The sequence below is a fragment of the Alteromonas stellipolaris genome, assembly GCF_001562115.1.
Classification (GTDB): domain Bacteria; phylum Pseudomonadota; class Gammaproteobacteria; order Enterobacterales; family Alteromonadaceae; genus Alteromonas; species Alteromonas stellipolaris.
In genome coordinates, this window is sequence record NZ_CP013927.1 from 47503 (window position 1) to 71658 (window position 24156).

At 40.7% G+C, this 24156-nt stretch carries 25 protein-coding genes; 23 read left to right on the forward strand and 2 right to left on the reverse strand.

Features of this window, described 5'->3' with window-relative positions; all coding sequences use genetic code 11:
* Window positions 1–47: 47 nt before the first annotated feature.
* The 8 genes from AVL57_RS20030 (at window position 48) to AVL57_RS20070 (ending at window position 6509) form a co-directional block, all read left to right on the forward strand.
* Entirely contained in the window at window positions 48–536 is a 489-nt protein-coding gene (locus AVL57_RS20030) for a DotD/TraH family lipoprotein (protein ID WP_061093660.1), read from the forward strand.
* A 1-nt stretch (window position 537) separates the two neighbouring features.
* On the forward strand, window positions 538–1392 hold the full coding sequence (locus AVL57_RS20035) for a type IV secretory system conjugative DNA transfer family protein (protein ID WP_061093661.1): 855 nt from the start codon (window positions 538–540) through the stop codon (window positions 1390–1392).
* A complete protein-coding gene (locus AVL57_RS20040) occupies window positions 1389–2570 on the forward strand; it encodes an ATPase, T2SS/T4P/T4SS family (protein WP_061093662.1) in 1182 nt (393 codons plus the stop codon). Before AVL57_RS20035 ends, AVL57_RS20040 begins: the two co-directional genes overlap by 4 nt.
* Before the next feature lie 288 nt (window positions 2571–2858).
* Window positions 2859–3899: a ParM/StbA family protein gene (gene parM, locus AVL57_RS20050; protein WP_061093664.1), complete on the forward strand. Its 1041-nt coding sequence runs from the start codon at window positions 2859–2861 to the stop codon at window positions 3897–3899.
* 1 nt (window position 3900) lies between these two features.
* Window positions 3901–4479, forward strand: coding sequence for a hypothetical protein (locus tag AVL57_RS20055; RefSeq protein WP_061093665.1), 579 nt, complete (start codon window positions 3901–3903; stop codon window positions 4477–4479).
* Window positions 4469–5032, forward strand: a complete 564-nt coding sequence (locus AVL57_RS20060; RefSeq protein ID WP_312038640.1) for a hypothetical protein — start codon at window positions 4469–4471, stop codon at window positions 5030–5032. The genes AVL57_RS20055 and AVL57_RS20060 overlap by 11 nt, the downstream gene beginning before the upstream one ends.
* Before the next feature lie 86 nt (window positions 5033–5118).
* Window positions 5119–5814: an Lcl C-terminal domain-containing protein gene (locus AVL57_RS20065; RefSeq protein WP_061093666.1), complete on the forward strand. Its 696-nt coding sequence runs from the start codon at window positions 5119–5121 to the stop codon at window positions 5812–5814.
* A 2-nt stretch (window positions 5815–5816) separates the two neighbouring features.
* Window positions 5817–6509 (forward strand): Lcl domain-containing protein, encoded by a 693-nt coding sequence (locus tag AVL57_RS20070; RefSeq protein ID WP_061093667.1) that lies wholly within the window; start codon window positions 5817–5819, stop codon window positions 6507–6509.
* Between the two features lie 17 nt (window positions 6510–6526).
* On the opposite strand, the gene AVL57_RS20075 is transcribed toward AVL57_RS20070, so the two are convergent.
* Entirely contained in the window at window positions 6527–8710 is a 2184-nt protein-coding gene (locus AVL57_RS20075) for a DotA/TraY family protein (RefSeq protein ID WP_061093668.1), read from the reverse strand.
* A 138-nt stretch (window positions 8711–8848) separates the two neighbouring features.
* Here AVL57_RS20075 and AVL57_RS20080 point away from each other — a divergent pair, with 138 nt between their 5' ends.
* The 15 genes from AVL57_RS20080 to AVL57_RS20145 all read left to right on the forward strand — a co-directional run bounded on the left by AVL57_RS20080 (window position 8849) and on the right by AVL57_RS20145 (window position 23548).
* Window positions 8849–9334 carry a type IVB secretion system protein IcmW gene (locus AVL57_RS20080; protein WP_061093669.1) on the forward strand — a complete coding sequence of 162 codons (486 nt, stop codon included), beginning with the start codon at window positions 8849–8851 and terminating at the stop codon, window positions 9332–9334.
* The gene (locus tag AVL57_RS20085; RefSeq protein ID WP_061093670.1) at window positions 9331–10023 is read left to right on the forward strand and encodes a hypothetical protein; all 693 of its coding nucleotides are present in this window, start codon (window positions 9331–9333) and stop codon (window positions 10021–10023) included. Before AVL57_RS20080 ends, AVL57_RS20085 begins: the two co-directional genes overlap by 4 nt.
* A complete protein-coding gene (locus tag AVL57_RS20090) occupies window positions 10007–11080 on the forward strand; it encodes a hypothetical protein (RefSeq protein WP_061093671.1) in 1074 nt (357 codons plus the stop codon). The genes AVL57_RS20085 and AVL57_RS20090 overlap by 17 nt, the downstream gene beginning before the upstream one ends.
* Window positions 11077–12084 carry a hypothetical protein gene (locus AVL57_RS20095; protein ID WP_061093672.1) on the forward strand — a complete coding sequence of 336 codons (1008 nt, stop codon included), beginning with the start codon at window positions 11077–11079 and terminating at the stop codon, window positions 12082–12084. The genes AVL57_RS20090 and AVL57_RS20095 overlap by 4 nt, the downstream gene beginning before the upstream one ends.
* Entirely contained in the window at window positions 12074–13138 is a 1065-nt protein-coding gene (locus AVL57_RS20100) for a hypothetical protein (RefSeq protein WP_061093673.1), read from the forward strand. Before AVL57_RS20095 ends, AVL57_RS20100 begins: the two co-directional genes overlap by 11 nt.
* A gap of 95 nt (window positions 13139–13233) precedes the next feature.
* Window positions 13234–14937 (forward strand): hypothetical protein, encoded by a 1704-nt coding sequence (locus tag AVL57_RS20105; RefSeq protein WP_061093674.1) that lies wholly within the window; start codon window positions 13234–13236, stop codon window positions 14935–14937.
* Window positions 14938–15379: 442 nt separating this feature from the next.
* The gene (locus AVL57_RS20110) at window positions 15380–16078 is read left to right on the forward strand and encodes a YIP1 family protein (RefSeq protein ID WP_061093675.1); all 699 of its coding nucleotides are present in this window, start codon (window positions 15380–15382) and stop codon (window positions 16076–16078) included.
* A 25-nt stretch (window positions 16079–16103) separates the two neighbouring features.
* The gene (locus AVL57_RS20115; RefSeq protein ID WP_061093676.1) at window positions 16104–17249 is read left to right on the forward strand and encodes an efflux RND transporter periplasmic adaptor subunit; all 1146 of its coding nucleotides are present in this window, start codon (window positions 16104–16106) and stop codon (window positions 17247–17249) included.
* 2 nt (window positions 17250–17251) lie between these two features.
* Window positions 17252–17938, forward strand: a complete 687-nt coding sequence (locus tag AVL57_RS20120; RefSeq protein ID WP_208858307.1) for an ABC transporter ATP-binding protein — start codon at window positions 17252–17254, stop codon at window positions 17936–17938.
* Window positions 17935–19170, forward strand: a complete 1236-nt coding sequence (locus AVL57_RS20125) for an ABC transporter permease (protein ID WP_061093677.1) — start codon at window positions 17935–17937, stop codon at window positions 19168–19170. The genes AVL57_RS20120 and AVL57_RS20125 overlap by 4 nt, the downstream gene beginning before the upstream one ends.
* A 284-nt stretch (window positions 19171–19454) precedes the next feature.
* A complete protein-coding gene (locus AVL57_RS21470; protein WP_312038641.1) occupies window positions 19455–19580 on the forward strand; it encodes a hypothetical protein in 126 nt (41 codons plus the stop codon).
* A gap of 56 nt (window positions 19581–19636) precedes the next feature.
* The gene (locus tag AVL57_RS20130) at window positions 19637–20632 is read left to right on the forward strand and encodes a HEAT repeat domain-containing protein (protein WP_061093678.1); all 996 of its coding nucleotides are present in this window, start codon (window positions 19637–19639) and stop codon (window positions 20630–20632) included.
* Window positions 20620–21543 (forward strand): HEAT repeat domain-containing protein, encoded by a 924-nt coding sequence (locus AVL57_RS20135; RefSeq protein WP_061093679.1) that lies wholly within the window; start codon window positions 20620–20622, stop codon window positions 21541–21543. Before AVL57_RS20130 ends, AVL57_RS20135 begins: the two co-directional genes overlap by 13 nt.
* Window positions 21524–22405: an ABC transporter ATP-binding protein gene (locus tag AVL57_RS20140; RefSeq protein WP_061093680.1), complete on the forward strand. Its 882-nt coding sequence runs from the start codon at window positions 21524–21526 to the stop codon at window positions 22403–22405. The genes AVL57_RS20135 and AVL57_RS20140 overlap by 20 nt, the downstream gene beginning before the upstream one ends.
* A gap of 12 nt (window positions 22406–22417) precedes the next feature.
* On the forward strand, window positions 22418–23548 hold the full coding sequence (locus tag AVL57_RS20145; RefSeq protein ID WP_061093681.1) for an ABC transporter permease: 1131 nt from the start codon (window positions 22418–22420) through the stop codon (window positions 23546–23548).
* Window positions 23549–23629: 81 nt separating this feature from the next.
* Here AVL57_RS20145 and AVL57_RS20150 read toward each other — a convergent pair whose 3' ends face one another.
* Window positions 23630–24040 (reverse strand): helix-turn-helix transcriptional regulator, encoded by a 411-nt coding sequence (locus tag AVL57_RS20150; protein ID WP_061093682.1) that lies wholly within the window; start codon window positions 24038–24040, stop codon window positions 23630–23632.
* Window positions 24041–24156: the final 116 nt, after the last annotated feature.

A 24156-nucleotide genomic window follows, 5' to 3' on the forward strand; every position in this document is an offset into this window, starting at 1 on the left:
CAAACATCCTTTCTAGGTTCCCATATGGCATATGAAGTACGGTGAAAATGATGAAGCAATTGATATTTGTTGGTTTAGTTGGGGTGGCTCTATCAGGGTGCGCTTCACATGTTCAAGAGCTGCAACCGGATACAATCGATCCTGTTACTCAGAAAATTGCGATATTAGCCGAGCAGATGGTTTCTAATTCAAACAAGCTTGCCCAACTTCAAAAGGCTCGCTACTTGGAAGCTGGGAACGCGGTCGATGAGGCTAATATAAGAGCGCTACCCGTTATGCAGCAATTAGTTAATCTAGGTGAAGTCTACAATGGCCCTTTAGATGCATTCATCAATCATCTTTCCAAATATGCGGGTATGGAGAAGCCAAGGTATCTAGGGTTAAAGCCAAGCGCTAACATTTTAATCACTGCAGATGCGCGCATGCGTCCACTCTACGATATTTTAGAAGATGTAGGACAGCAAACAGGCACGCGCGCAATTGTAGTTTACAAGGCATCAGAAAATCTCATAGAAACGACATATGAGGGCTTTTAAAATGTCACATCGAGCCCTTCTTTGTGGTGTAGCTCTCATAGTATCCAATGTAACCAATGCATCGGACTCTGTTGATGCGAGTTTTACTTTAAGTGATGGGGTTGATGAAGCAGCCCAAAATGTAATATCTGAAATTTATAAAAATGCAAAAAGGACCGGAGACTCTGGCTCTACAGATTCAAAAGCAAACCTTCGCCTACAAGCCATTGAAAATCAGGCCACTCAATGGGGTAATGATGAAGGCATGTATTTTTACCATGCGAAATATCAAAAAAGACTAGCGGAATTAGCGGCGAGTTTAGACAAGATTGCCGACTTTAATCAATTCATTATCGATGGAAATCTACTTCTCCCTACGGTAGTTAAAACTACGCAATTATTTGAAAAGAAAAGCACCAAAGAAATTCGTAAAACAGTAGCTGCATACACTTTAGAAGATAAAGCTGAGGTTGTTTTATCTTCTCCCACATGGAGGCAGTACCTCTCATACCCAATCGACGAACCAGAGCCAATGCCTAGTGTACTCATGCCAAAAGATGACGAAGAGTTAAAGGTCTTTGAACGGGCCTTCTATAAAGGTTGGGTTATGGGTAAAGAGCAAGCGAACATCATACTAGATGAAGGTTTTCAGCGGTTAACTAACAAACTTAACGGCCTATATGAATATCGTTTCGCAAATCTGCAAAACATGTGGGGTTTGCCTACCTCTGAGATAATCCATGATGGATTCGTTATCGATAATGGTGGAGATACAATTTACGTTAACGACATGCGTTTTCGTATAAACCATGATGCATACATCAATGATATCAAACACTGGCGTCCAGTATTCATACCCCAGGGGGGCTATAAATGACGCCAATTGAGTTTGATAATGCTATTGCGAAAGCCGCAAGCGATGGGTTCAATGATGTCATTCTTCGTTCTGAGCGCCCATTGATGGGTAAAAGAAACGGGCGGATTGAAGTTATCGGAGAAAGAGTCTTAGAGCGGAACGAAGCGTTAGGGCTAATCTCAGAAATGCATCAAAATTCAATTGCTAGTGTTTTAGGGCAGGGCAAAGACTCGAAATTTCGCCATACCGTATTACTGCATGACGATAGTAAATTGTATGGTCGATGCCACGTTACAGCAATTCACTCAATGTCCGATGATTTCGGTGTTGAGCTTATCATTCGAATCATAAATGACCAGATTCCATCGATCGAAGATATAGACCTACCTTTAGAGTTGGTCGAACGGATCAGAACCGGTGTAGGCATGATGCTAGTCGGTGGAGAAACTGGTTCAGGGAAAAGCACGACTATTGCTGCTGGCCTTGTTCATCACGTTTGCCACAACCCTAGCAATGTACTGACATTCGAAAACCCTATTGAATTCAATCTATCTAACATTGATGGCCGGATGGGTGATGTTGTACAAAGCGAGACACCTAGACACCTTTCCAGTTTCGACCGAGCATTCCAAGGCTCTTTGCGCAGAGCCCCTGATATTCTTTTTTGGTCGGAAGTAAGAAATGGCGATGAAATTTCTAACTTGGCTCGTTCAACACTTACTGGCCATTTCACTATTTCAACAGTTCATACCAATTCAACAGAAGCAACGTTATCAAGACTAATAGATAGCTTACCTCCAAACATTCAGCGGTCTGTCTCAGTGAATTTATTCGATGCTATAGACACCGTTGTAAATCAGCGTCTAGAAATGAACCCGCAAGGCACAGGCCGCACAGCCATAAGGTCTTGGTGTTTCTTTGATGAGAAATTAAAAGACCAATTAAAAGACTCAATAAATTCGCCAGAGAAATACGCTCGTATTATCTCTTCTGCAATGGCTGAAACAGGGCGCCCATTATTGGTGGAAGCTAAGGAAAAGTTTGCTGCAGGTAGGCTAGATGTATCTGCTTTTAAGAAATACGTTAGCCGGTATGGAAATACATCAGATTTATCCGGTGTTCGTAAAGTAGGTGAAATGCTACTCGACACAAAAGTCATAGATGAAAGTTGCTTTATAGACAAGTGGAAAAACGCATGAGTGGAAAACTTAACGATTACTCAAACCTTCACTTTTGGCGCTTAGGAATTAACCCATCCATGCGGCTAGGTAAATGGGAAATAAGCGCACATATTGTTTACCCATTAATACCCTTGTGGTTCTCCCGAGAAACGCCCCTCCTTATTTTCTCAGGTCTTTATTTCATATTTTTTTTATACGCGGCGTACAGAGGTTTGAGTCCATTAAATACGCTTCGTCAAATTCGTTCGAGTCTCGCAGGAAAGCGAAGATTTGTTTCTAAAGTCAATCGAGCTAAGAGGTTCACCAATGCAGATTATTAATGATTTAACTAACTTGCCTCCTATTTGGGCACCTGATGAAGAAACGCACCATGTATTCATGGATGATGGTTACGACCAAATGAAGGTCGGGTATTGGGCAGATGTTGATGGTAAGCGAACCCTTGTAGCTTTCAAATACCGCACATCAGTCCAAATGGGCCGCCACCTTACAGCTGTCATGGGCTCTGAGACAGGCATTTACATTATTGACGGCAGTAGCTACACAGTTTCTGAGTATGTTGAAAATGACGCAACGAGAAACAAAAGGTTCGCTCACTCAGATTTTAAGATAGCGCTGGTTCATCACGGGCTAAAAGTGGCGGGGTTTGGCGGTAAGAATGTACATATCCATACAACGTTACCTATCTCTCACTTTTTCAGGGATGGATTACCAGACGCTGATCATATTAATAAGGTTAAAACGAAATTCAAAGCAGAAGCTGCTAGTGCTGATGGTGAACAGTTAGCGCTAATCGTTGGTCATACTATTCAATCTGAGGCAGTGGCTGCGTTTATTGCATACATGCTTAGGAACGGACATGAAAATGTAGAGCCAATCCCAGGCGCTATTGGGGTTTGTGATATCGGCGGGAACACTACTGATTTAACAGTGTTAGTACCTGGCCAACAGGTCATGATTAATCATGACTTGAGTAGCTCCCGTGAAGTTGGGGTGCTAAATATTAAAGATGATCTTAAAAAGCGAATTCAACACAGGTTTGGTTTCGACAAAATCCCTTCTGCGACGATTTCACAAGCATTAGATGTTAAGAAATTGACCTTTCTAAAGCAAGAGCACGATATTGGTGAAGATGTGAAAATGTCGAAAGTAGATACTGCGAAACGTGTATTAAATGTAATTGATGAAATCTTAGGTGACCAAGTATTACATTTGATGCTGTTTTGTGGTGGTGGTACCGAATGCTTAAAAACGGAATTAGCAGAAGAATATCCGACATTTGAATCAAGTGATTTTCCTGAATTTGACAATCTACTTGGTCTAGTTAGAGCTAACGAGGCTGCATAATATGAGCCTAGCTTCTCGATATATCATCTCTTTCAATATGTCAGATGCATACGAGAAAGAAGCTTTCCATTACCTTGATAAGTTGTGTCCTGAATCTATCCGACGAATATTTTTCTCAGGCGCAGCTTTTTCACAGTACGTGAATTCAATTTCTGGGATTGCTGACTCGAAAATATTTGAGAGTGCATTGGCAAGCGGTGTGGGCACAATAGAAAGCGTAACTCTCAGATTGCCTAGTTCAGTAATGCAAGAGCCTAGCTACGCGAAAAAGGTTGTTCAGGCGGTAGAAGGACGTCCGAAAGGGCTCCTTAGACTGATGTATCTGCGTCGGTGCATATTACTCGGGTATTATCTTGAAGATTCTTTGGATAACGGCAAATGGAGCCACTTGGTTCAGCTAAATAATGCAGAGCCTGTATTCACTGCAAATCCGAAAACGACCCCTGCACCAAAATTACCTTCGCCTTCAATCACACCAATGCGTGAAGAAGAGCCTCAGAAGCCAATAGGTACGAAAAATGAGTCTAAAAAACATAGCGCAGGTTTTGCGCAGCTTAAAGGAGTAATGAGTGGTGCTTAAAAAAATTACACTATTTACCTTGTTGGTCACAACTTTCTCGGCCAGCGCGAACTTTTACATCGACATGCAAACTGTTGAAAATGCCTCAAAGACGCCACAAGCTGTAGCCGGCTATCGTCTTTTAACTGGTGAATACTTCGGAAAGATTTATCAAATAGGAACACCAAGACCGGTGCCTATTGTTAAATCTGAAGGTGACGATATGCGGATTGCTGATGCGTTTTATATGGTGCTCCCGAATGGGTGGTATGCATATGTAGATGAACAAGTGGATGCTTTCCCCCTGATTTCATGGGCTTCCAATGGTGGAGATTTCTTAGATGTCTTGGCCAAAGTAGGTAAAGATTACGGTATGACTTTTGTGGTTGATTGGGACCAAAGCTTGGTGCAAATTGAGGTCGATGAGAACTTTACTAAGCCAAATATCAACACCCCAATTATCGTTAGTGATAGTGAAGGTGATAAAGAGGTCTATTTGTATACCAAACCGTCACGTATGAGTGGATATATCATCGAGAACGGTACCTTACAGCCTGTTGTTGTTTCTCCCTAAATTCAGTAGGTTATAAACTTCAGTCCTTTTTTTGCAGGCCTTTGTATCTGAGATACAATGTTCAAGACTAAAAAAAGGATCTAATAATGAAGTACATCCTATTCACTCTTGCCCTGCTTTCAGCGGGCATCTTTATCGGTAGTGAGAGTGGCGAACATTTCCTGTTAACGGATAAGCAAAAATCCGTTGTTGCTCTTCGAGAGCCACCGCCCTCAAATCTTCAACGATGTGACATTGGTAAACCCTTTTCCGCATCGAACCGACATTTCTCATTTAATTTTAATGCGGTTAACAAGCAATACCCTTCTGGTGTTCTTCAAAAGAATACCTTCGAGGCGATGACCGTGTTCCAAAGAAAGAAGAATTTAACTTGGTGGCGGTGTGGGTTGGGTGCTAAGGATGCGTATTCATGCGATACCGCAAAGCCATTTTCATTGAAAGATTTGCCATCGATTACTGCGAAGTATGAACACTTTAATGCTTATGAAAGTTATAGACTTCCTACCGTATCTGAATTGCAAAGTATTGTAGAGCGTAGGTGCGAGTATCCAGCGATAAATTTAAGTGTTTTTCCTTATACCAAAAACGCAGGTTATTTTGCCTCTGCCCCAGTTTCTGGAGGGTACAAGGTGGTTGATTTTACTACGGGTAAGGTTAAGCCAATAAAAAGCGACGAAAAATACTATGTTCGATTAGTGGGTGAAACAAAAAGGGAAGAAGCACCATATTTCAGTGTTGACCATGTTTCAAAAATACCAACTATATGGGACTTAATGAGGTAGTTATGAACTATAGAATTTTCCAGCTATTTTCTACGGCTTGTATTGGATTAATAGTCTTTGGTGCTTGTTTTCGTTATCAGCCTGAATACGCTCGTGCTTATGATTACGTGCCTCTTGAAGAAGTCTTAACAAAGCAAAAGTTACATGAGATTAAAAGTCTACTGCCTGATAGAACTGTAACTGATATCGAAATAAAAAACGCTATCAAGAAAATAGTACCTAATATTCCCTCTCAGCAGAGAAATGTTGCTCAAGGCAAGAGTACTGAGTTTGCTAATCATCCTGAAGGTTATTATGAATTAAGAAACCGGTTTAATGTGCGTGGTCCTTTGGCGATTGATAATCAAACGGGATTAATGTGGATGCGTTGTGCCTCCGGTTTCGAGTATAAAGATGGCTCGTGTGAAGAGTTACCTTACGGTATCGAGAATAAGACAGCCATTGCAGCTTTAGCGGAAAAAAATCTCTATGGGTACAATGATTGGCGCATCGCTTCTGAACGAGAAGTAAGCCAAATACTTTTGTTTACCGATAGAAGGATAGATGTCGTTTTTCCAGTGTTTCTTTCTTCACTGCCATTATATGGCGTATCTGACGGTAAAGCGCCTAATGTCTTAACACCGCTATATAAGAAAAAGGGGGCAGCTCGTAAGCGATTAACGAATGTGCTTTTCGTTCGTGGAGGAGGCGTTTAAAACGCCTCCAGTATCTATTAAAGTTTATTATCTAAATCATTTCTGGCTTCTATTGCATCACTTCGAATATTTTGTTGATGCTGTTGTTTAGAAGGCTCCATCCCAGCTGATGTAATTGATTGAGAATCGGTAGAAAAACGATCCGAACTTCCTCTAGAAATTGCATCAGCGCCTATAGCTTCTGTTCCTTGTCCAATCATTCGTATTGCTGAATCCTGTAATTCATTCATCACGGTACAGCAGCGCTCAATAACTGTAGCCATTAGGCCACCTAATAACGCTAAAACTGCAATGAAAGAGACTATCCCCGTGGTATAGCCATCGAGCAAGCTGTTTACGTAAACGCTGTATAAGAGTATTAGGAGCTTACCAGCGCCTAGAATTAATGGATAAACCACGACAAAGCCGATTACTAGGATTGGGAATCTCAGGAACGAAGAAAACATGAGTGCATATCCTTGGCGCGCATGCTGACCGATGATGCCATGTCCGTCTACAAAAGCATGTGCGATCATATGTAGTGGGCTAAGCACAACATTTATAACACCTGCAATGATGGCCCCTAGTGCACCGCCTATCCAATGAAATAGCGGAATTGAAGGAAGATAAAAAGCGTAGTAGATACCGGCTAGAATCAATGCATAAGCAATCGTTACTAGCGCCCCTAAACCTAGTTCCAGAATGTTAGCGCCTGTATGTAGTAAAAAGCGCTTTATATCGCTGGTGGGTAAAGTCGTTTCTTCTTTTGCTTCATCCTCTAGGGTTTCTTTAAGTGACTCAGGCAAAATTGTGAACGCGAGAATTACCTCTCCTATAGCAATCATTGTGTGGCCATAATCAGCAGCGTTCATCAGTATATCGCCATCACCTTCGACGAAACTTATCGCAGCAGTACCTATTAAAGTCCATGACTCAGATTGTAAATCGTCGACTACTTCGGTATCACCCCCACCGGTGGGCGTATACTGGCCTATTACAGAGCCTGCTTTCTGCATGGCATCCTGAATGTCTTCAATAGTGTAAACGTCGGGGTTAATTGTTTGAGTTTGTTGGAAAGAGTTGGCTTTTAGAAATTTCACATGGGCTTGAGATTGAAGCGATTGCAGAATATAGGTAGCGCCAAGCCCTATCCACCCCACTTGTGATGCAGTGAAATTAGAAGATAGCGACGGAACAGCTTCTTGGTTTTCATCTACGTATGCTTGTCGATTGGTCGTATAGTCACTTAAAGCGGCATACACATCTGTCTTATACGAAGTTTTCACTGCATTTATATCAGTTTCTGAGCTTTCGAGGTAAGTGGAGATTGCATCAGAGTCAGTGAGTTTGTTTGTGCCCCAAGTGTTATTGATAAAGTCTTCAGCAATATCGCCCAGCTTGATATCCATTTGTAGGGTGGCATCGAATAACCCATCTACAAGCACTGCTTCGGCATCACCATCCGTCACATAGGCATCACCTTCTACCCGAGAGAATTTATAGGCACCGCATTCTTTTTCATCATAGTCCCCCCACCAAGAGTCTTCTCCGATTTCCATAACGTATTCAGAAAAGAATGCGCCATTGTTTACATCACTATCTTCTGCAATTCGCGAGTATGAGTTCCTATCAATTAATTGCTCACCCTCATAGCTATTAAGAAGCTGCATGCAGATATGTGACATGAACAGCTCATTAACCACTTTGTCAGTTTCTAGGTAAGCAGCGGCGCCAGTAATGTCACCACCTGCATTCATGCTGTCATATACGATATTGGCAAGGGTGTTTGCTTGCTCTATTCCAGCGGCGAGTGCTTTAAATTGAACCATTTGAACTGCACAGTACCCATGACCTAGAGGTACAGAGCCAATCATTGCGATAAGGAAACGAATAGGGAGGCCAAAAGAGTCGTATTGGTTTTTGCGTGATTCTGAATTGGAGTTGATCCACCAGCCAATTCCATTGAAAATCACCATCACAATACAAAGGAAATTGAGCGTTTCATTCCACACTAACATCATCTGAGCCAGAACAGAGTCGGGCGATGTAATAGCAACCTCTTCACCAAGCATCGTACTGGCTACTTCACCAAAAATTATCCGGTAAAACTGAACTGAAAAGTCTTCGCTATTGCTGACGCTAATCGCAATATCCGCATAGCATGCTGGCGCGATAAGTAGACCTACAATGGCAAAGAAGAAACCGCAGCGCGTCATTTTCATCGTAATCTCCAAATCATAAACGATGTTTCCGGATATGGTGACATCCAGAAATTGAACCGTGCACCTACCTGTTAAACACTATTGTCCTTTCGAGAATATATTCCGCAATCTAATTCCGGATATGGGAGCATTTTGTTTATGTCTAGCACTCTGCGTATTGACCAAGAATCTATTGATAAATATTGGTCATCAAGAGAAGACGCTAGGGGGTTTGTTGACTATCTCATTGAACGTGAACATTGGACTCTAGACCACAACGTTAATATCGCTGCAGAAGTTGAATTATGGGCATCGCAGCTACTTCGCCAAGACGAAGCTTATCTATTTAGTGAAGATGGCCTTCGACAATCCATGGTCGTATTGGCATTCATAACATCTGAGAAGGTATTTCCAATCCTGCATGGGATTGGCGAGACCTATCCCACATTCATTGCAGCACTCACCAATTTTGCAGCAGGTAAGGCTGATGATCCTAAGCTGGGCAGAATGGCCTTTATTTTTCTGGATAGGCTACGTGTTGCAAACCAACAAGCCACATTGAACCAAGCCCTTGGTGTTGATCGGTTAGCACTGGTGCAGCACGCCCTTAAACAAACTTTAGAAAAGTATGGAAATATCGGATGAAAGGTAAACTTTTAATAGCAATGTTGTGTGCTGTGACAAACCAAGCTCTCGCTGACGATTCAATCTATGACTGCCCTGATGGTGATACATCGCTAGCTTGCTCCCAACAAGCTCAGATTGAGGCGATTTGGGTAGACATGAATCAATCAGCTAACTATGTAGTTGATGAGCTTATGCAAGACCCTGAGAGTGCCGTTGAAGCAGGGTGCTTGGACAATATCCGTTCTATTGATTTGTCTATTATGACTATCGATCCGACATCGATTTGGACTGAAATTTATTCAGGCTTAAAAGACAAATTAATCAACCAAGTTTGTAGCGCTGTAGAAGACCGTGCAAATGAGTTAACTGCAATGTTAGAAACCAATCTTGAAGCCCCTTATGGCCTAGGTAGCGTTAGCATTAAACAAGCTAGTTCTATCTCAAGCTTTAGTGAGCTCTCCGACAGTCGTGTCCGCCTGACTGATGAAGAAGCCAAAGCAGAAGTTGTTGAAAAAGTATTTGGCGAGTCGTTAGAACCTACACCATTCCGATATACCGAAAAGGCAATGGACGAAGCTTTCCTTATACAAAATGGTGTATCAAAACACGCGGTACGTGAAGCTACCGAAGAAAAAATTGAATCAGTCCTTGACCAAAATAGGCTTTGGGACGCAGTGACAGGTGACAGTGATGATGACGGGAATTAGATATTTTGTTGGTATTACTTTAGCGTTCAGTAGCGCAAATGCCCTAGCTACGGGGTGCGATACTTGTTTGCAAGCAAAGATTCAATCAGCTTCAACACAAATATCATCTGCGCTTTCTACTTTAAATTCTACTGCGAGCCAAACGGTAACTGCTACGCAGACTGTTAATACGACACTTAATGCCGCTAGTACCTCGTTTATTTCTATCTTAAATACCAATCAAATTCAGCTGCTTTCGAGCCTGGATGCTGCATCTAAAAAAATAGAATTCACTAACGAGGCGACCACTTCAACACTGGCAAATCTGACTGATACGATCACCGGCACAATTAGCGAAAACGCTAAGAATCAGTCAAAAATGGCGCAAATTTTCCAAAACAGAGACACCTATGGCCCTAAGTCCATGCCACTTTCATTGGCAATAGCCGTTAACCGGTCTGAACATCTTACGGAAGCGTTAGTTGAGTTTAACGGCATGTTAGATGACCAGCTTTCTAAGTTCAAAGAGTGGGCTTATGTAGTGGAAAAAGGGGAGGAAACTACGCGATTACGCCGCGAGAAGGCGTTAGAGCTAATGGACGAAAATGAAGAACTAATGTCTCAGCTTTCAACTGGCTTACTAACGGAAGAAGTCACGACGTCATTACTCGACACCATGATGATAGTGGTGTTACCCGACCCACTGGATTATGAAAACCTTTCTACAGAGGAACAAATTGCATATAACAGTTTCATTGAGCGAAAAGCTGCAGCGTACAAAGTGCTAGCAAAGTTCGTTCTGATGAAAGCGCCATTACTTTCTACAGAAGGGTGGAATAGCGGTTATTCTCAAATTGAATCTGAGAATGATTTGACCTCAATAGAAGAGTTCATCAAGTCAGAATCAGACCGTAAGTTGCTTTCTGAGGCCTGGTATAACGATGTGGCCAAGTTGAATGATGTAGGTCTTCTAAGAGAACAAGTAAACCAAGTGAACATGCAGAATTATTTGCTGAGCTCTTTGGTCGATGCACAAAAAGACAATGTGTTACTCAAGTCCTTGGGAGTAAAAGAATGAAACGTTTAGTTCTACTTTCATGTCTTCTTGGTTTCGCCCCCTTTTCTCAAGCCACATTCGGGTTAGGCCCATGCTGTTCTGGTGCGGTTTGCGGCATCATTCCTTGTGATAATGAATGTGCAGGCGCTGCATTAACCACTTGGGGAAGTGATATGTCCAGTGGCTTAAATACCACCCAATCTCACCTAGAAGATTTAACAGTTGAAACCAATACATTAAACGACAACATAGCGACACATTACAGCAATGTCAGTAGTGCCTATACCTCGTATTTCACTAGCATGTTCTCCGGTCTGGATGTTTTAACAAATAAGATTGAATTCTCCATCACGCTTACTCAAAAAGGGTTAGAGGCCTTAGCTGAGTCAGTTAATGCGGCATTTCATGAAGCGTTTAGTGCACAAACGTTATTCGCTGAAATCAGCAAGAACGACGGTTTATATGGTGAGCACAGTAAAACTTATAGCGGTGCTATTTTGCTAAATTCAATCAGCGAACGAAATGAATTAGAAGTAAATAGCCAAGATAGTGCTTACCAAATTTCACAAACCCTGCAAGAAGTGGAGGGGCTGAAAGAAGAAAGCGCTTTGTATAATTGGGCTAATTCATTTAATGAAAAAACCAATTTGTCAGATGATCTATTGGCGCAACAAATGCTCGCTAATATCACAAACGATGATGTGTACCTGATAGCGACTAAACTAGCCAATACGCACAACGAGCAAAGCAACATACTTCCTTTCTGGGGTGTTATTGACTCCCTATCAAGCGGGGTTCTTCTTAAAGAAACCACAGAAGACACCCTCACCAGTGATAGCAGAGAGTTTTCTTTGCTGGGTTTGACCAGTATCGATGCTATGAACGGCATTTCTTCATCAAACCATACCGGTCTTCTTCGAGAGTACACGGTTCTCAATCAATTAAAGTCCCAACGTCTCCGCATGTTTCTTTCAATGAAAACTGCGCAACAAGTAGGGGAGGCGGCGACCACATATGATGAATAATGTATTTATCCTACTGGTTCTAGTAGTCGGGATTGGTCATTCACCTACTTCATCTGCTTGGGAAGCGTGTATGCCATTTTGTGATTTGGAATGTTCAGGTGCGGAAATGACCAACTTGGCCGCCCAGGTAGTCAGCGATTTAAACACCGTGACGACTACCTGCCAAAGCCTAATCAGCGCAAGAAATGACATGGCCCAGACAATTAGTGAAACCTTTGCCGAAATGTCTAGTGAGGTCGCTGCTTATTACATGGGGATTCTTTCTGGGTTGGATGCTTCTGTAAATCAGATTGCAGGAGGCAACGAGCAACAAGCGGTTGCCCTAGCTAATTTTGTTGATGTCATCAATTCTACTATCCATGAAACAAGTAAGAACACCGTTAAGGCGAATGAATTTTTCCACAATGACTACCTATACGGGATTCATTCAGCACCAGAAAACCAAATGATAATGCAATCTGCATGTACCGATTGTACTGATGAGCCTGTCATTGAGGCGCTTTCACAAATCGATTCGTTCGCAGTCGATAGCTACGACTTCGCTACTATCGTACAAGAAGGCATGGTCAATCAAACGGGGAATCGTACACAAAAAGAAGCCGTGGTTTCCAAACTAGACACAAAAGACAACCTACTCGCGCAATTAGCTCCATGGGAGAGTGCCGATGAATATGCTCAATACCTGTCTTATCAGAATATAGACCGTTTTGCGGATAATGACTTTGATGCTGTTCACGCTGAACTTCTAGGAAGTATTACGGGAGGTTACTTTAACTATTACGAGTTTGGAGACGATGAAGCATACGAAGCACTATCGACACTTGGCGAAAGTACTTCGGGCAGCATTGATAGTTTAGTAAGAGGTATAGAGTCTGACGCACTTCTGCAAGCTGATTACATTAATGATACCGCACAGTTAAATGCCCACGGCCTTAGAAACAGAATGGTCAATGCAAAGCAGGTAGAAACTGCCCAATACAATGCCCTTTATCAATTACTCACCACCGAAAATGTTATTGCTGCGCTCGATATAGCGAATGAAGCCTTTAAATGATTCTTCAGTGAATCATCTCATCACGCAGTCTGTTTTTTAAACTTTTCAGGGGTGTAATGATGAATGACACCTCTACCACCCAAGGCTATTGAATCATGAACGAAAATGATAATAACGACGAGTTACTCACCGAAAATGAAGAAGATTATGAAGCTTTGTTATCTGAAATTGATGAAGAGTTGATGGAAGAACTTAGCGAAGAAGCAGAATCCGCCATTAACAATGTCACTGACGATACACAGGTGGTATTGCCCGACACTGATGCAGAAGAAAGTGTTGAAAGTGAGAGCAATGAACAATCTGACTCTCTCATCGATGAATTCCTATCAGAGCAAAATAGAGAAGTGGTTTTCGAGGAAAACGTGCCGTTTGAAGTGGACGAAGAAAATCCCATTATGGACGTGGTGGAAAGTGAAGCCGGCGATATGGTGAACCAAAGTGCTGATGATGAAATAGACTCAGATTATGTAAACAAGCTAGTTGAAGATGCACTTCTTGAAATAGAAAGTGAGATGTTGGAGTCCGAGCAAACCCACGATAATGAAACTGACGAAAGCATTGAAGATGAAATCAATAACAATGCGGATTCAACGTCGACAGAAGATGTTCAAAACCTTTCTGATGAAGGTGTTGAGTTTGATTTAGACGCAAATGAATCAGAAAATATTGAAGAACAATTGGCTGAAAATGAAAGCCAACCAACGGAAAGCATTGAATTTGATTTAGATGATCAGATAGAAGACGCATTAATTGATGAAAGTGGTCAGCCATTTGAAAGTGAACAGAGCAATCATGCCGACAATAGTGAAGGGATAGAGCCCGAAGAGTTAGTTTTTGAAACTCAGCAGAGCCCGTTCACCCCCGATGAAACTGACACCACAGCTGAAGCTATTGAATTTGATTTAGACTTGGAAAGTGAAACGGTTGAAATTGATACCGACGAAAATACAAATGAAAGCGATGATGCCAATCGAGATGCAACGGTACAACTTGATAATGCAGATGATGTGAGCGAAGAAGTCGAAGATGAAGCCGAAGAAGATGCTGAAGAAATTAACGAAGCAGACATCGAGTTAAGCGACGAAAACGCAAACACGGAAGGGCTAGAATTCGACTTAGATGGCTTTGACCTTGATGAGACTCAACCTGAAACAAATAGTGCAACAACTCAAGCTACGATAGACCCACATACTTATAATAGGCGACAGGTTGAATATGGCGCACAGACGCCCACACCAAGTATTACGCAAGCCGTTGATATGGCTCAGCCACAAGCGCAAAAAGCCACCGCCTTCGGACCTGCACAATCAGCCCCCGTGGCGAGTCAGCAAGGCCCAGGCTTATTGTCCTCACTAGGTAACTTCTTTATGTCCCATGTTAAACATGGAGCGGCTACAATTAACTCTAAGCTATTACAATCAACGGTTAATGCTCAAGACCAACAATTGAAAGCTAATGGCGCTGTTTTAGATAAAGTCGTCGACACTTTTCTCGCTAAGCAAGAAAACCACCTTTCAAACATTGAGCGAAATAGTGAAAACCTCACGGATAACCTTAAAGCTACTATGAATAAGGACTTTCAGGAGTTTCTTGATATGGGATTTGAGGGGAGTGACTTAAATAAATCGCAACGAGAGAGATTTGAAAATATTGGCAATAGAGCTTCATCATTGAGTAATCAAGATGACTTATTAAATGATGATTTAAAAGAACGCCTATCCGAGCTTGCAGAAAAAGTGAAAGAGCTTATTAAGTCTCTATTTAAGAAAAATGATGAACAGAGTTTGGAACAATCTTAGTTATCCTTCTCTGATCTTTATTCTCCGGCTACCCGCTTCGGCGGGTTTTTTAGTGGAAATTAAAGCCATAAACACAGGTTCTATTAGCTGCACCTGCTTACCATAGTATGGTTTTTAGTGATTGTGGTGTCGTGATTTTAAGAAAAATTCACCTTTAAACGAAAATTCAAGCACTGCCATGTAAAAAAGCCTAAATCTTCCTTTTTTTAATTATTTTCCCCTCAAAAATAAAATCTCTTTAAAAACAGTGACTAATAATCTTGAGTCTGCTGCTGTCGTGTCGCTGTCGTGGTAATGGCGGCTTATCTGACGCGTTTGACATAATTTTGACATGGGCTGTCTATTCGAAAATTGTAAATTTTCGTCAAGAATAACGTCATTAATTTAAAACGTTGCGAAATAGATATACATCGTTCCGATATTGATATTGAGGGTCGTCAAAATGTACGCTGTTACTAAATCAATTTTTACTGATATTTACTCTATATACGTAGAGCCAAGGAAAGTCTTTACTAAATCATCCAGCGATTTCGGTGCTTTTTGGGCGCCAATTCTGTTAATACCTCTATTGATATTCATGGCCAACTACGCTTACTTCGAACGAGTAAGCCCTGAATACTTTGTTGAGGAGCAGCTTGCTCAAAAACAAGACATTTCGCAATCAGAATACAACGTCGCTGAAAGTCTATTATTAGATATGCACGGGTCACAGGCGTATATAACATCAACGGTCGAAGTTTTGACATGGATATTAATCGGCTTATTTTCTGCTGCATATTTGTTTATTGTCGCTAAATGGTTTTCAGGTCAGCAAATGACGTTTAGAAAATCGCTGGTTTGGACTTCGTGGTTACTAATGCCTGTCTGCATAGCCAAAATCATATCGATTATTTCTATATTCCACTCAAGTACAGGTGAAATCAGTTACACGCTTCTTTCTCCACTGACACTTGCACAAATAAGTCAGCTTTATACAAGTCTTAACATTGGGTCGACATTAGGAAGTTTGATTTCAGTTTTCACAGTTTGGGAATCAATATTACTGGCAGTATTTCTTAATAGACTTGGTTTGTCAGGTTTACTCTCTTTTGCCTTTGGAATGGCACCAATTACGACACTAACGTTGCTTGCATTCATCTAATCACAAGAATTATTGGAGAAATCAGATGCGAGCACGTCACATAATCCCAATATTGTTAATTGCTTCTATAAGCGTTGCTGCTTCAGTAATTAATCCAGTTGATAAAACTATTGCTGTCAGAGTTGAAAAAGTTCAGCTTGGAAGCGTACAAGACCTGATTGTGGCAAACGGAACGATTGAACTTGAAAAACGTGTATCTATCAGCCCTTACGTTTCTGCAAGAGTAGTAAAGGTATTTGTAAAAGAGGGAGAACTCGTCAACAAAGGTGACATTTTAGCGACTTTAGATTCTACAGATGAGTTAACAAAACTACAAAGCAGAATGTCAGATTACGAGATACAAAAATTGCAAACTGAAAAGGCGAGTATTGACCTTAAAAAGCAGGTTGCAAACCAAAAACGTTTATCTTCAATGCTGCAAAGCGGTCATATTAATATTTCTCAATTTGAGGAGTCGCAGCATGATTTGAGAGTTGCTGAAATAAACTTACTAGAAGCAAAACAAAGAGAAAAACAATTGTTTCAACTGGTTGAGGAACAGAAAGAAATATTAACCAAGGTTAATATTGTAGCTCCATTTAACGGCTTAATCACGAGTGTAGATGCATTACCCGGTGAATATGTGATTGGGCAAAATTACTACAACAATGGCAGTAATCTATTTGGTCTCGCTTCCATTGAAAATTCATTTGTAGATGTTTCTTTAACTCAAGCTGAAGTAGCTAAAGTTTCGATCGGGCAAGAAGTAAAGATCTTTCCCTCGGCATACAGAGACAATGTGCTAATGGGGTCTATTGCATACATTAACCCAATAGCTAAAAAAAATAATACATCTGGGCATCCTATGTTTTCCGTGAAAGTGCAATTACCAAAACTTCCAAGAGGCTTACTTTCGGGTATGACTTGTAGAGCCGAAATAGTCGACAATCAAAACGAAAATTCACTGCATGTACCTATAGCCGCTGTTGTCCGGACCGAAGAGAACCCTTTCGTTTGGTTGGTGACAGAAAAAGGAAAAATCGAAAAACGCTTTATTACTCTCGCTGAATCGTCTGATGTTAGTCAAATTATTAAGACAGGGATATTAGAAGGGGAAAATGTAGTAGTTGGGCCACTTAGGCTAATGAATCAACTTGAACCTGGCAAGTTTGTTGAGATGTTAGGAGATTGATAATGGAACTGTTATTGAACCTAAAAAACATCGTAAAAACATACCACGGTGCAGAGACTAATTTGAAAGTCCTCTCAGAACTTAGTTTCGAAATGGCTATAGGGGATATGGTTAGTATCGTGGGACCCTCTGGTGAAGGTAAATCTACGCTACTAAATATCATTGGGTGTTTGGATACGCCTGACTCAGGCAGTTATACCCTTAAAGGGCAAAATATATATGGCAAGTCACAAGAAGAGCTTGCTGGCCTGAGAAGCCAATATATAGGTTTTGTGTTTCAGCAGTTTCACCTGTATCAACGACTAACCACCCTTGAAAATGTGATGCTTCCTCTCGTTTATCAAGGCATAAATCGTAGAAACCGGATCAAGCGAAGCGAAGAAATCTTGAAATCTGTGGGACTTGGGAAAAAGCTTCAACATAAACCATGTGAGTTGAGTGGTGGCCAACGTCAACGAGTTTCAATAGCTAGAGCTCTGGTTGGGAATCCATCTATGTTGCTCGCTGATGAGCCCACTGGAAACCTGGATGCCTCAACAACTGAAGACATACTCCAACTTTTTGAATCCTTAAATAGAGAAGGCCTTTCTATTTTAACGATTACACACGAACAATCAGTTGCAAATAGGGCTAACTCTGTCTTCAAGCTCACTTCTGGAAAGCTTATAGAGCAGAGGTATGCAGCATGACACCTTTTCAATTCACAATTGCGGTATTTGGTGAAGCGTTCAAGGCCATCCGAGAGAATATGGTGCGTTGTATTTTGGCGGTTGTAGGAATAGGTATCGGAGTCTTTAGTGTGACGGCAATAATGATCGTAGTTTTAGGGTTTAAAACGAAACTAGATAACCAACTTAACACAATTGCTCCCAATTTAATTGTTGTTGAATATAAACAAAGTATTAAAGATAAGCTCATTGGCAAAATGGAGTCATTATCTTTCCAAGATTATATTGATATCAGCAACGACAACTTAGATATATCTAATCTAATGGCTACGGTTCACCCAGTTGGCTTTGTAGGAAAAATTAGCTTTGAAGATAGATTTCACTCGACAAGAGTGGTCGGCACAGGGGCAAACTACCTGTCTGCCTATAAGTCCTTTCCCCAATATGGTCGCTATTTTTTAGAGCAAGATTATGCTGAAAAAAGGCGCGTTGCATTCCTCGGTGCAACTGTAGCTTCAGAGTTGAACGTGGGCCCAGAAAATATTGGTGATTTTTTTCTTTTCAATGATGAATGGTTCCGACTGATTGGCATAGGTGAGGAAAAAGGGCGACTCTTTGGGATAGATCAAGATGACTATATTCATATTCCAAACAACACACTCAATTCCATGATTGGCGATGAGTATAACTCAGATACCTCTATATCATTCTCTTTCAATGACTCAGGAAATGCGCAGAACATCAAATCTACAATTAAAACTTTAATTTCTGAGAATCATTTTTCATCTCCAGAATTTGTAAAAAATGTCAAATTCACTGACACAAAACAGTCTGTGAAAGAGTTTGATTCGATTAGTTCTGGAGTTACATACATAGCTTTAATCATCGTGTCGATTAGTATCGTTGTGGGTGCTATAGGCGTGACCAACACGATGATGGCTTCTTATAAAGAACGCATCCGCGAAATAGGTATATCAAAGGCAATAGGCGCTACCAACACGTTCATTATGTGGCAATACATGGTAGAGGGTGCCTCTCTCACATTACTTGGTGGAGCTGTTGGTGCAGTGTTTGGTTACATGCTTGGGGTAGGGTTAACCACAGTAGTGCCTGGCTTAGTTACTCCACAAGTTAATTTTTTATATTTAGTGCTATTTACAATGGCTTTTATCGTGCTTGGGCTTACCGTTGGATATATGCCGGCGAAGAAAGCCAGTAGTTTAACGCCAATTGAAGCGTTAGACACACACTGAATTTGTGGGGCATTCCCACAGATATCTCTCGTAATTTTGCGTGAGATTAATTTAAAAAAGGAAATAACTATGAAATCGCTTTATTTGAAAAATGAACCTGTAGTAACAAGCAACGTGGATAGCGTCATTGAGCCGGTATCTACAATTGTAATGATTGTTGTTGCTATAGGTCCAAAAATTAAATAAGCAGGCTGCAACCTGCTTATTTATAGAGCGGCTATCCATTAGGTAGCCGAAATTTTTAGTCAACTTTAAATTTAGTATAAGTAAAAGGAAGTTACAAGATGAAAATTCCAAAACTTAAAAACGAGGCTAAACACGCAGTTGGAACAAGCGTTGACGAAACAGTAGGCGCAGCTTGTTTTGGCATCGGCATGGCAGTTGGTGTTTACCTTAATCAATTAAGATAAATCGGTTCGCTCCCGTGCTTTTTTTAGCACGGGAGTATCTTATCAGGAGAATAAAAATGAAGGATTTTCAAAACCATATTGATGCGGTAAATGATCCTAGAGCGCAGCAAAAACTCGCAAAGTACTACGAGGATAATCCAAGTATTACAGCCTCTATCAAAAATGCTGAGGTAATGCCTTGGGTTCGAGAGATTGAAGAGCGGCTAGTAAGGACACAAAACTCAGATTTTCTCGACTCTGCTTGGTTTGCCGCGAACAAGAGCAAGCTGCTTAGTGATGTAAATGAAATCCTTCAAAAACTATGTTTTGAAGTAGAGCTGATAAAAAAAAACAAGCTGTATTATTCAGCTATTTATTCTTTATCAGGCCCTGCGACAAAAGGCATCGCGCTTTATCAAAGTGACGCTTTAGATGTTTCGCTTATCGTTGTAAGCAAAACAGAGCTTCAACTAGAAAAGAAAGCGAGAAAAGGCGTAAGAGGGATAACCATCCTAGAAAATACCATGCATATGTTCACGGTAAAAGGTTCCGGCACAATGGAAAAGTATTGTTTGGATGAACCTATAGACAATGATCAATCTGTGCCAGATATGTTTCAAGGACGCAAACAAGAATTTCAATATCGACCGGGTGATTTAATTTCCATTCATGGTGGATATGATGGGTTGACGTACAAATCATGTGAGATTAATTCTCTTTTTCTTTGTGTAACTCCTAAAGTTAATTCACGAATTGTTCGGCCTCAATATGATGTCGATTCCGGCAAACTTCTCGCATGTATTGCGTCAGATAGTCTGGCTCCAAGAATCCAAATGGTAACAATTTTATTGCGAGAGTTTGGTGTTACCAATAGTGCAGAAATAATAAAGCCTTTGTTGGAGCATAAAAATCCATACGTGAGGTGGCACGTCGCGCGTGAACTTTATTTTACGGACAAAGAAGGGGCAAGGGAAGTATTCGAAATGCTTGCGAATGATAAGAGCCCTGTTTTGAGAGAAGGAGCGCAAGAGTGTCTTAAAGAAATTTATGGAGAAGAAACATGCCATATGTAATTGAACACGAAGAAAAAGAAGCAATATCACTAGAGGAATTGGTTGAGTACCTAGTTGATAACAACATTGAAACAGCCAAACATGAAGAAATGATCGAAGCGGCGCCTATGCTTGCAAAGTTAGGTAATAATCCTACTTTTCTTTCTGATATGGTTACAAAAGAACTTCATAATTACAGTGAATTCCAAGACGAGAATACTTATTCTTCACAGGTTATTCTCTTGCATCCACCAAGGCCTGATATACGGTTTTTCGTAAGAGCCAACATATGGCCTGGAAAGGCAGATTACCTAACTGCATTAAATGGAACAGATGCTTTCTTCTACCATCGTCCTCACGATCACAACTTTAACTTCTTAACTGTAGGGTATCACGGACCAGGTTATTGGAGTGATTACTATGAATATGACTATGGCGATATTGATGGTTATGCAGGTGAAGATGCACAGTTACGCTTTATTGAGCGCTCTAGGTTGGATAAAGGCAAATTAATGCTGTATCGAGCTCACGTTGATGTACACGATCAACTTCCAGCAGACTCATTCTCTGTATCGTTAAATATTATGGAAAATTCCATAAAAAACCCGTTTTTAGACCAGTATTCTTACGATTTGAAAAACAAAACAATCAAAGGGATCATCAACCAAAACAACACAGACTCACTATTTCAACTTGCATTAATGAGTGATAGCGGCAACTCCAGAGATGTAATTGAACACATTGCCAAAAATCACGAATTTAGCCGAGTAAGGCTAAATGCTATCCATGCACTCGCAAGTAGGCAATATTCGGTGGAACAAGCTGTGTCGGTTCTCAACAGTTATTTAGCTGCTCCTTCTGCTCTAGTCAGAAAAACGGTGGAGCAGTCTATTAGAAGAATGGAGCAACACAATGCCAAAGTTAAAGCTTGATCACATCAATAGGTCTTATGGATCAAATCATGTCCTCAATGACTTGTCACTGAGTCTAGAATTTGATGAAGGTGCCATTGTAGGCATTGTAGGAAAAAACGGTGCTGGGAAATCAACATTACTTCGCATTCTGGCTAATATTGACGACCAGCACACAGGAACATTTAAAGTTGAAGTTCAAAATTCTGAAATAGCAACAAAATATGACGTTGGCTTTCTTCCAGAAGAAAGAAGCCTTCCTAAATTTGGTACTGTTTTTAATGTTTTGATGTTGTGGGCTGAACTAAGGGGTTATAAAGGCCCGCACTGTAAAAAATTGGTTGAAACGTGGTTATCTAAAGTTAATTTGGAAGATGTTGCTGGAACGCCAATAAAGAAATTAAGTAAAGGCAACAACCAAAAACTCCAACTTGCATGCTGTTTGTTGCATTCTCCCAAGTTTATTATTTTCGACGAACCATTTTCCGGACTAGACCCCGCGAACCAGGAGTTGGTGATGGAGCTTTTAATTGAACAGAAGCAAAATGGCTCGTTGATAATTATCAGCGCACATCAACTTGAGCTCTTAGAGCGTCTATGTGATGTGTCATATCTTATGGTTCATGGCACATTGAAAATGTTTGAAAAAAATAACCTAAGTAAAAAGGTAAAACGACTTTCTTACAATGGAGACTTAGATGAAAGGCTTTCGTTTCTTAAACCTTATACCGGTGATTTACAAGGTATAAGTCCCGATGATTTAAGGCAGCTCAATTCTCGGGAGAAAACTCAATTTCTTGAGGCCTTATTGTCTGGCGAGGTCGTTCTTAATCAAAGTAAAAGTGAGACGCTTCGGGACCACTACTTCGCCAACCAAGCTTAAAAGGAGATCATCATGCAAAAGGTTATTTCGCTTGCTAAATTTGAATTTCTTGAGCAACTCAACCTTAAAGCTGATGCTATCAGTATCGCCATCATCGGTGCTATTTTAGCTGCAAGGTTTTTTACTGTTGAGTTTTTCAATGCTACAACACCCGTTCATTTGGCCGCAGTCGTTGGGAGCTATGATGAACAAGTTATCGATTTTGATCGATGGAAAGACAATGAGACACTTTATAATATTCCTCTTTTGAATTCAGAAGCAGAAGCTAAGAGGATGATGGAGCAGCAGGAAATAGATGGGTATCTAACGTTTTGCTTTACTTGTGATGCTCGTAGTATGACTCTTCATTCCATGCAGGAGTTTCATTCGCAAGCATATATCTATGATTTATCATCACATATTAGTGAAATTGCTCTACCGGCCTTGTTAAACATATCCGATGTTGACTTTGAGCTCATCAAAAATGGCCTTGCAATAGACTATGACATCAATAATGAAGTCGTGAGTCCCTCGGCTTCTATGCTCAACACCATATTTATGTTCCTTACCGTTTTAGGGATATTAAGTGCATTTTCTCTTTTGCTTCAGGCAATAACCGCCGAGAAGGAGGAGAAAATTACTCAGATGTATATATCTTGCATGAATGTAAATGAGTGGGTTGATGCTAAGGTTCTCGCATCTCTTGGCGTTTCAGTTAAGGCCTTTGCACTATACTTCGTGTTCACTGCTTTAATTCTAAGTATGTTTGGACTTTTACAGCTCGAAGGTAATGATGTTACTCAGTTCATTATGTATAAAGTTCCTATTTTAATACTTGTATTCGCTGTGGGATTTGTGTTTTGGTCTTATCTATTTGCGCTAGTTAGCGTGTTAATTCGAGATCAGTCAAGTTCGATAAAAAATGCTGCGATTATGTTACCTATGGCAGCTTTTGGAATTGTGGTTTCTTTGGGTGACTACATAGCAACCTTAGGTTATAAGGCCTTATCTTTCTTTCCTATAACATTCGTGTTCGCTATGCCTAATAGAATTATTACTACGGACGTGGGTTATCTGGAGCCTATGATGGCATCGGCTTTCGTGTTACTTGCAGCCTATGGTGTGAGACATCTCACATACCGATATTTAAGGTTCGTCGATTAAAAGTTTTAATTGCATAGAGTATAAGCTTACACTCACTTGTATTAGTATGAGCTTATACTCACCTGTATTAATATAAGCTTTCTACCATAACCCTTTAGAATCTGCGTGGCGAATTGAAAGTGAAACTCCATACGCGATAATGAATAATGAAGGGGTCGCTAAAGTGTCAGGCCCGATTATCCAAGTTGCTAAGCCGAAGAATGCAGCTATAAGCTCAACGCGAATCAGCGACTCCCTACTCTTGACGCCCCAATAAGCCAACCTAACTAATAGAGGCTGCTTTTTCCATTTCTGGCTTTCTTTATCAAGTGTTTGCCCTGACGCTATTATTGAGCTATCGAGTTCAAAAACAGCCGCTAACGCACTCCGCGTTTCAAGACTACTAGAGTGACCATTCTCGACTCTTTGTATCGTCCTAACACTTACTCCGCTAATTTTGCTTAAGTGCTCTTGGGACCAACCATTTTCAATTCTTAGCCTCTTTACGTTCATTACTCAATCCCTAAATAAGAAACAATAAAAATATGATTGTTTAATCAATACCAAAAGTCAAAATTAAATGCCTGATTTTCGTACATTACGTAAGGTGTCCACTACTTGCTATCTCA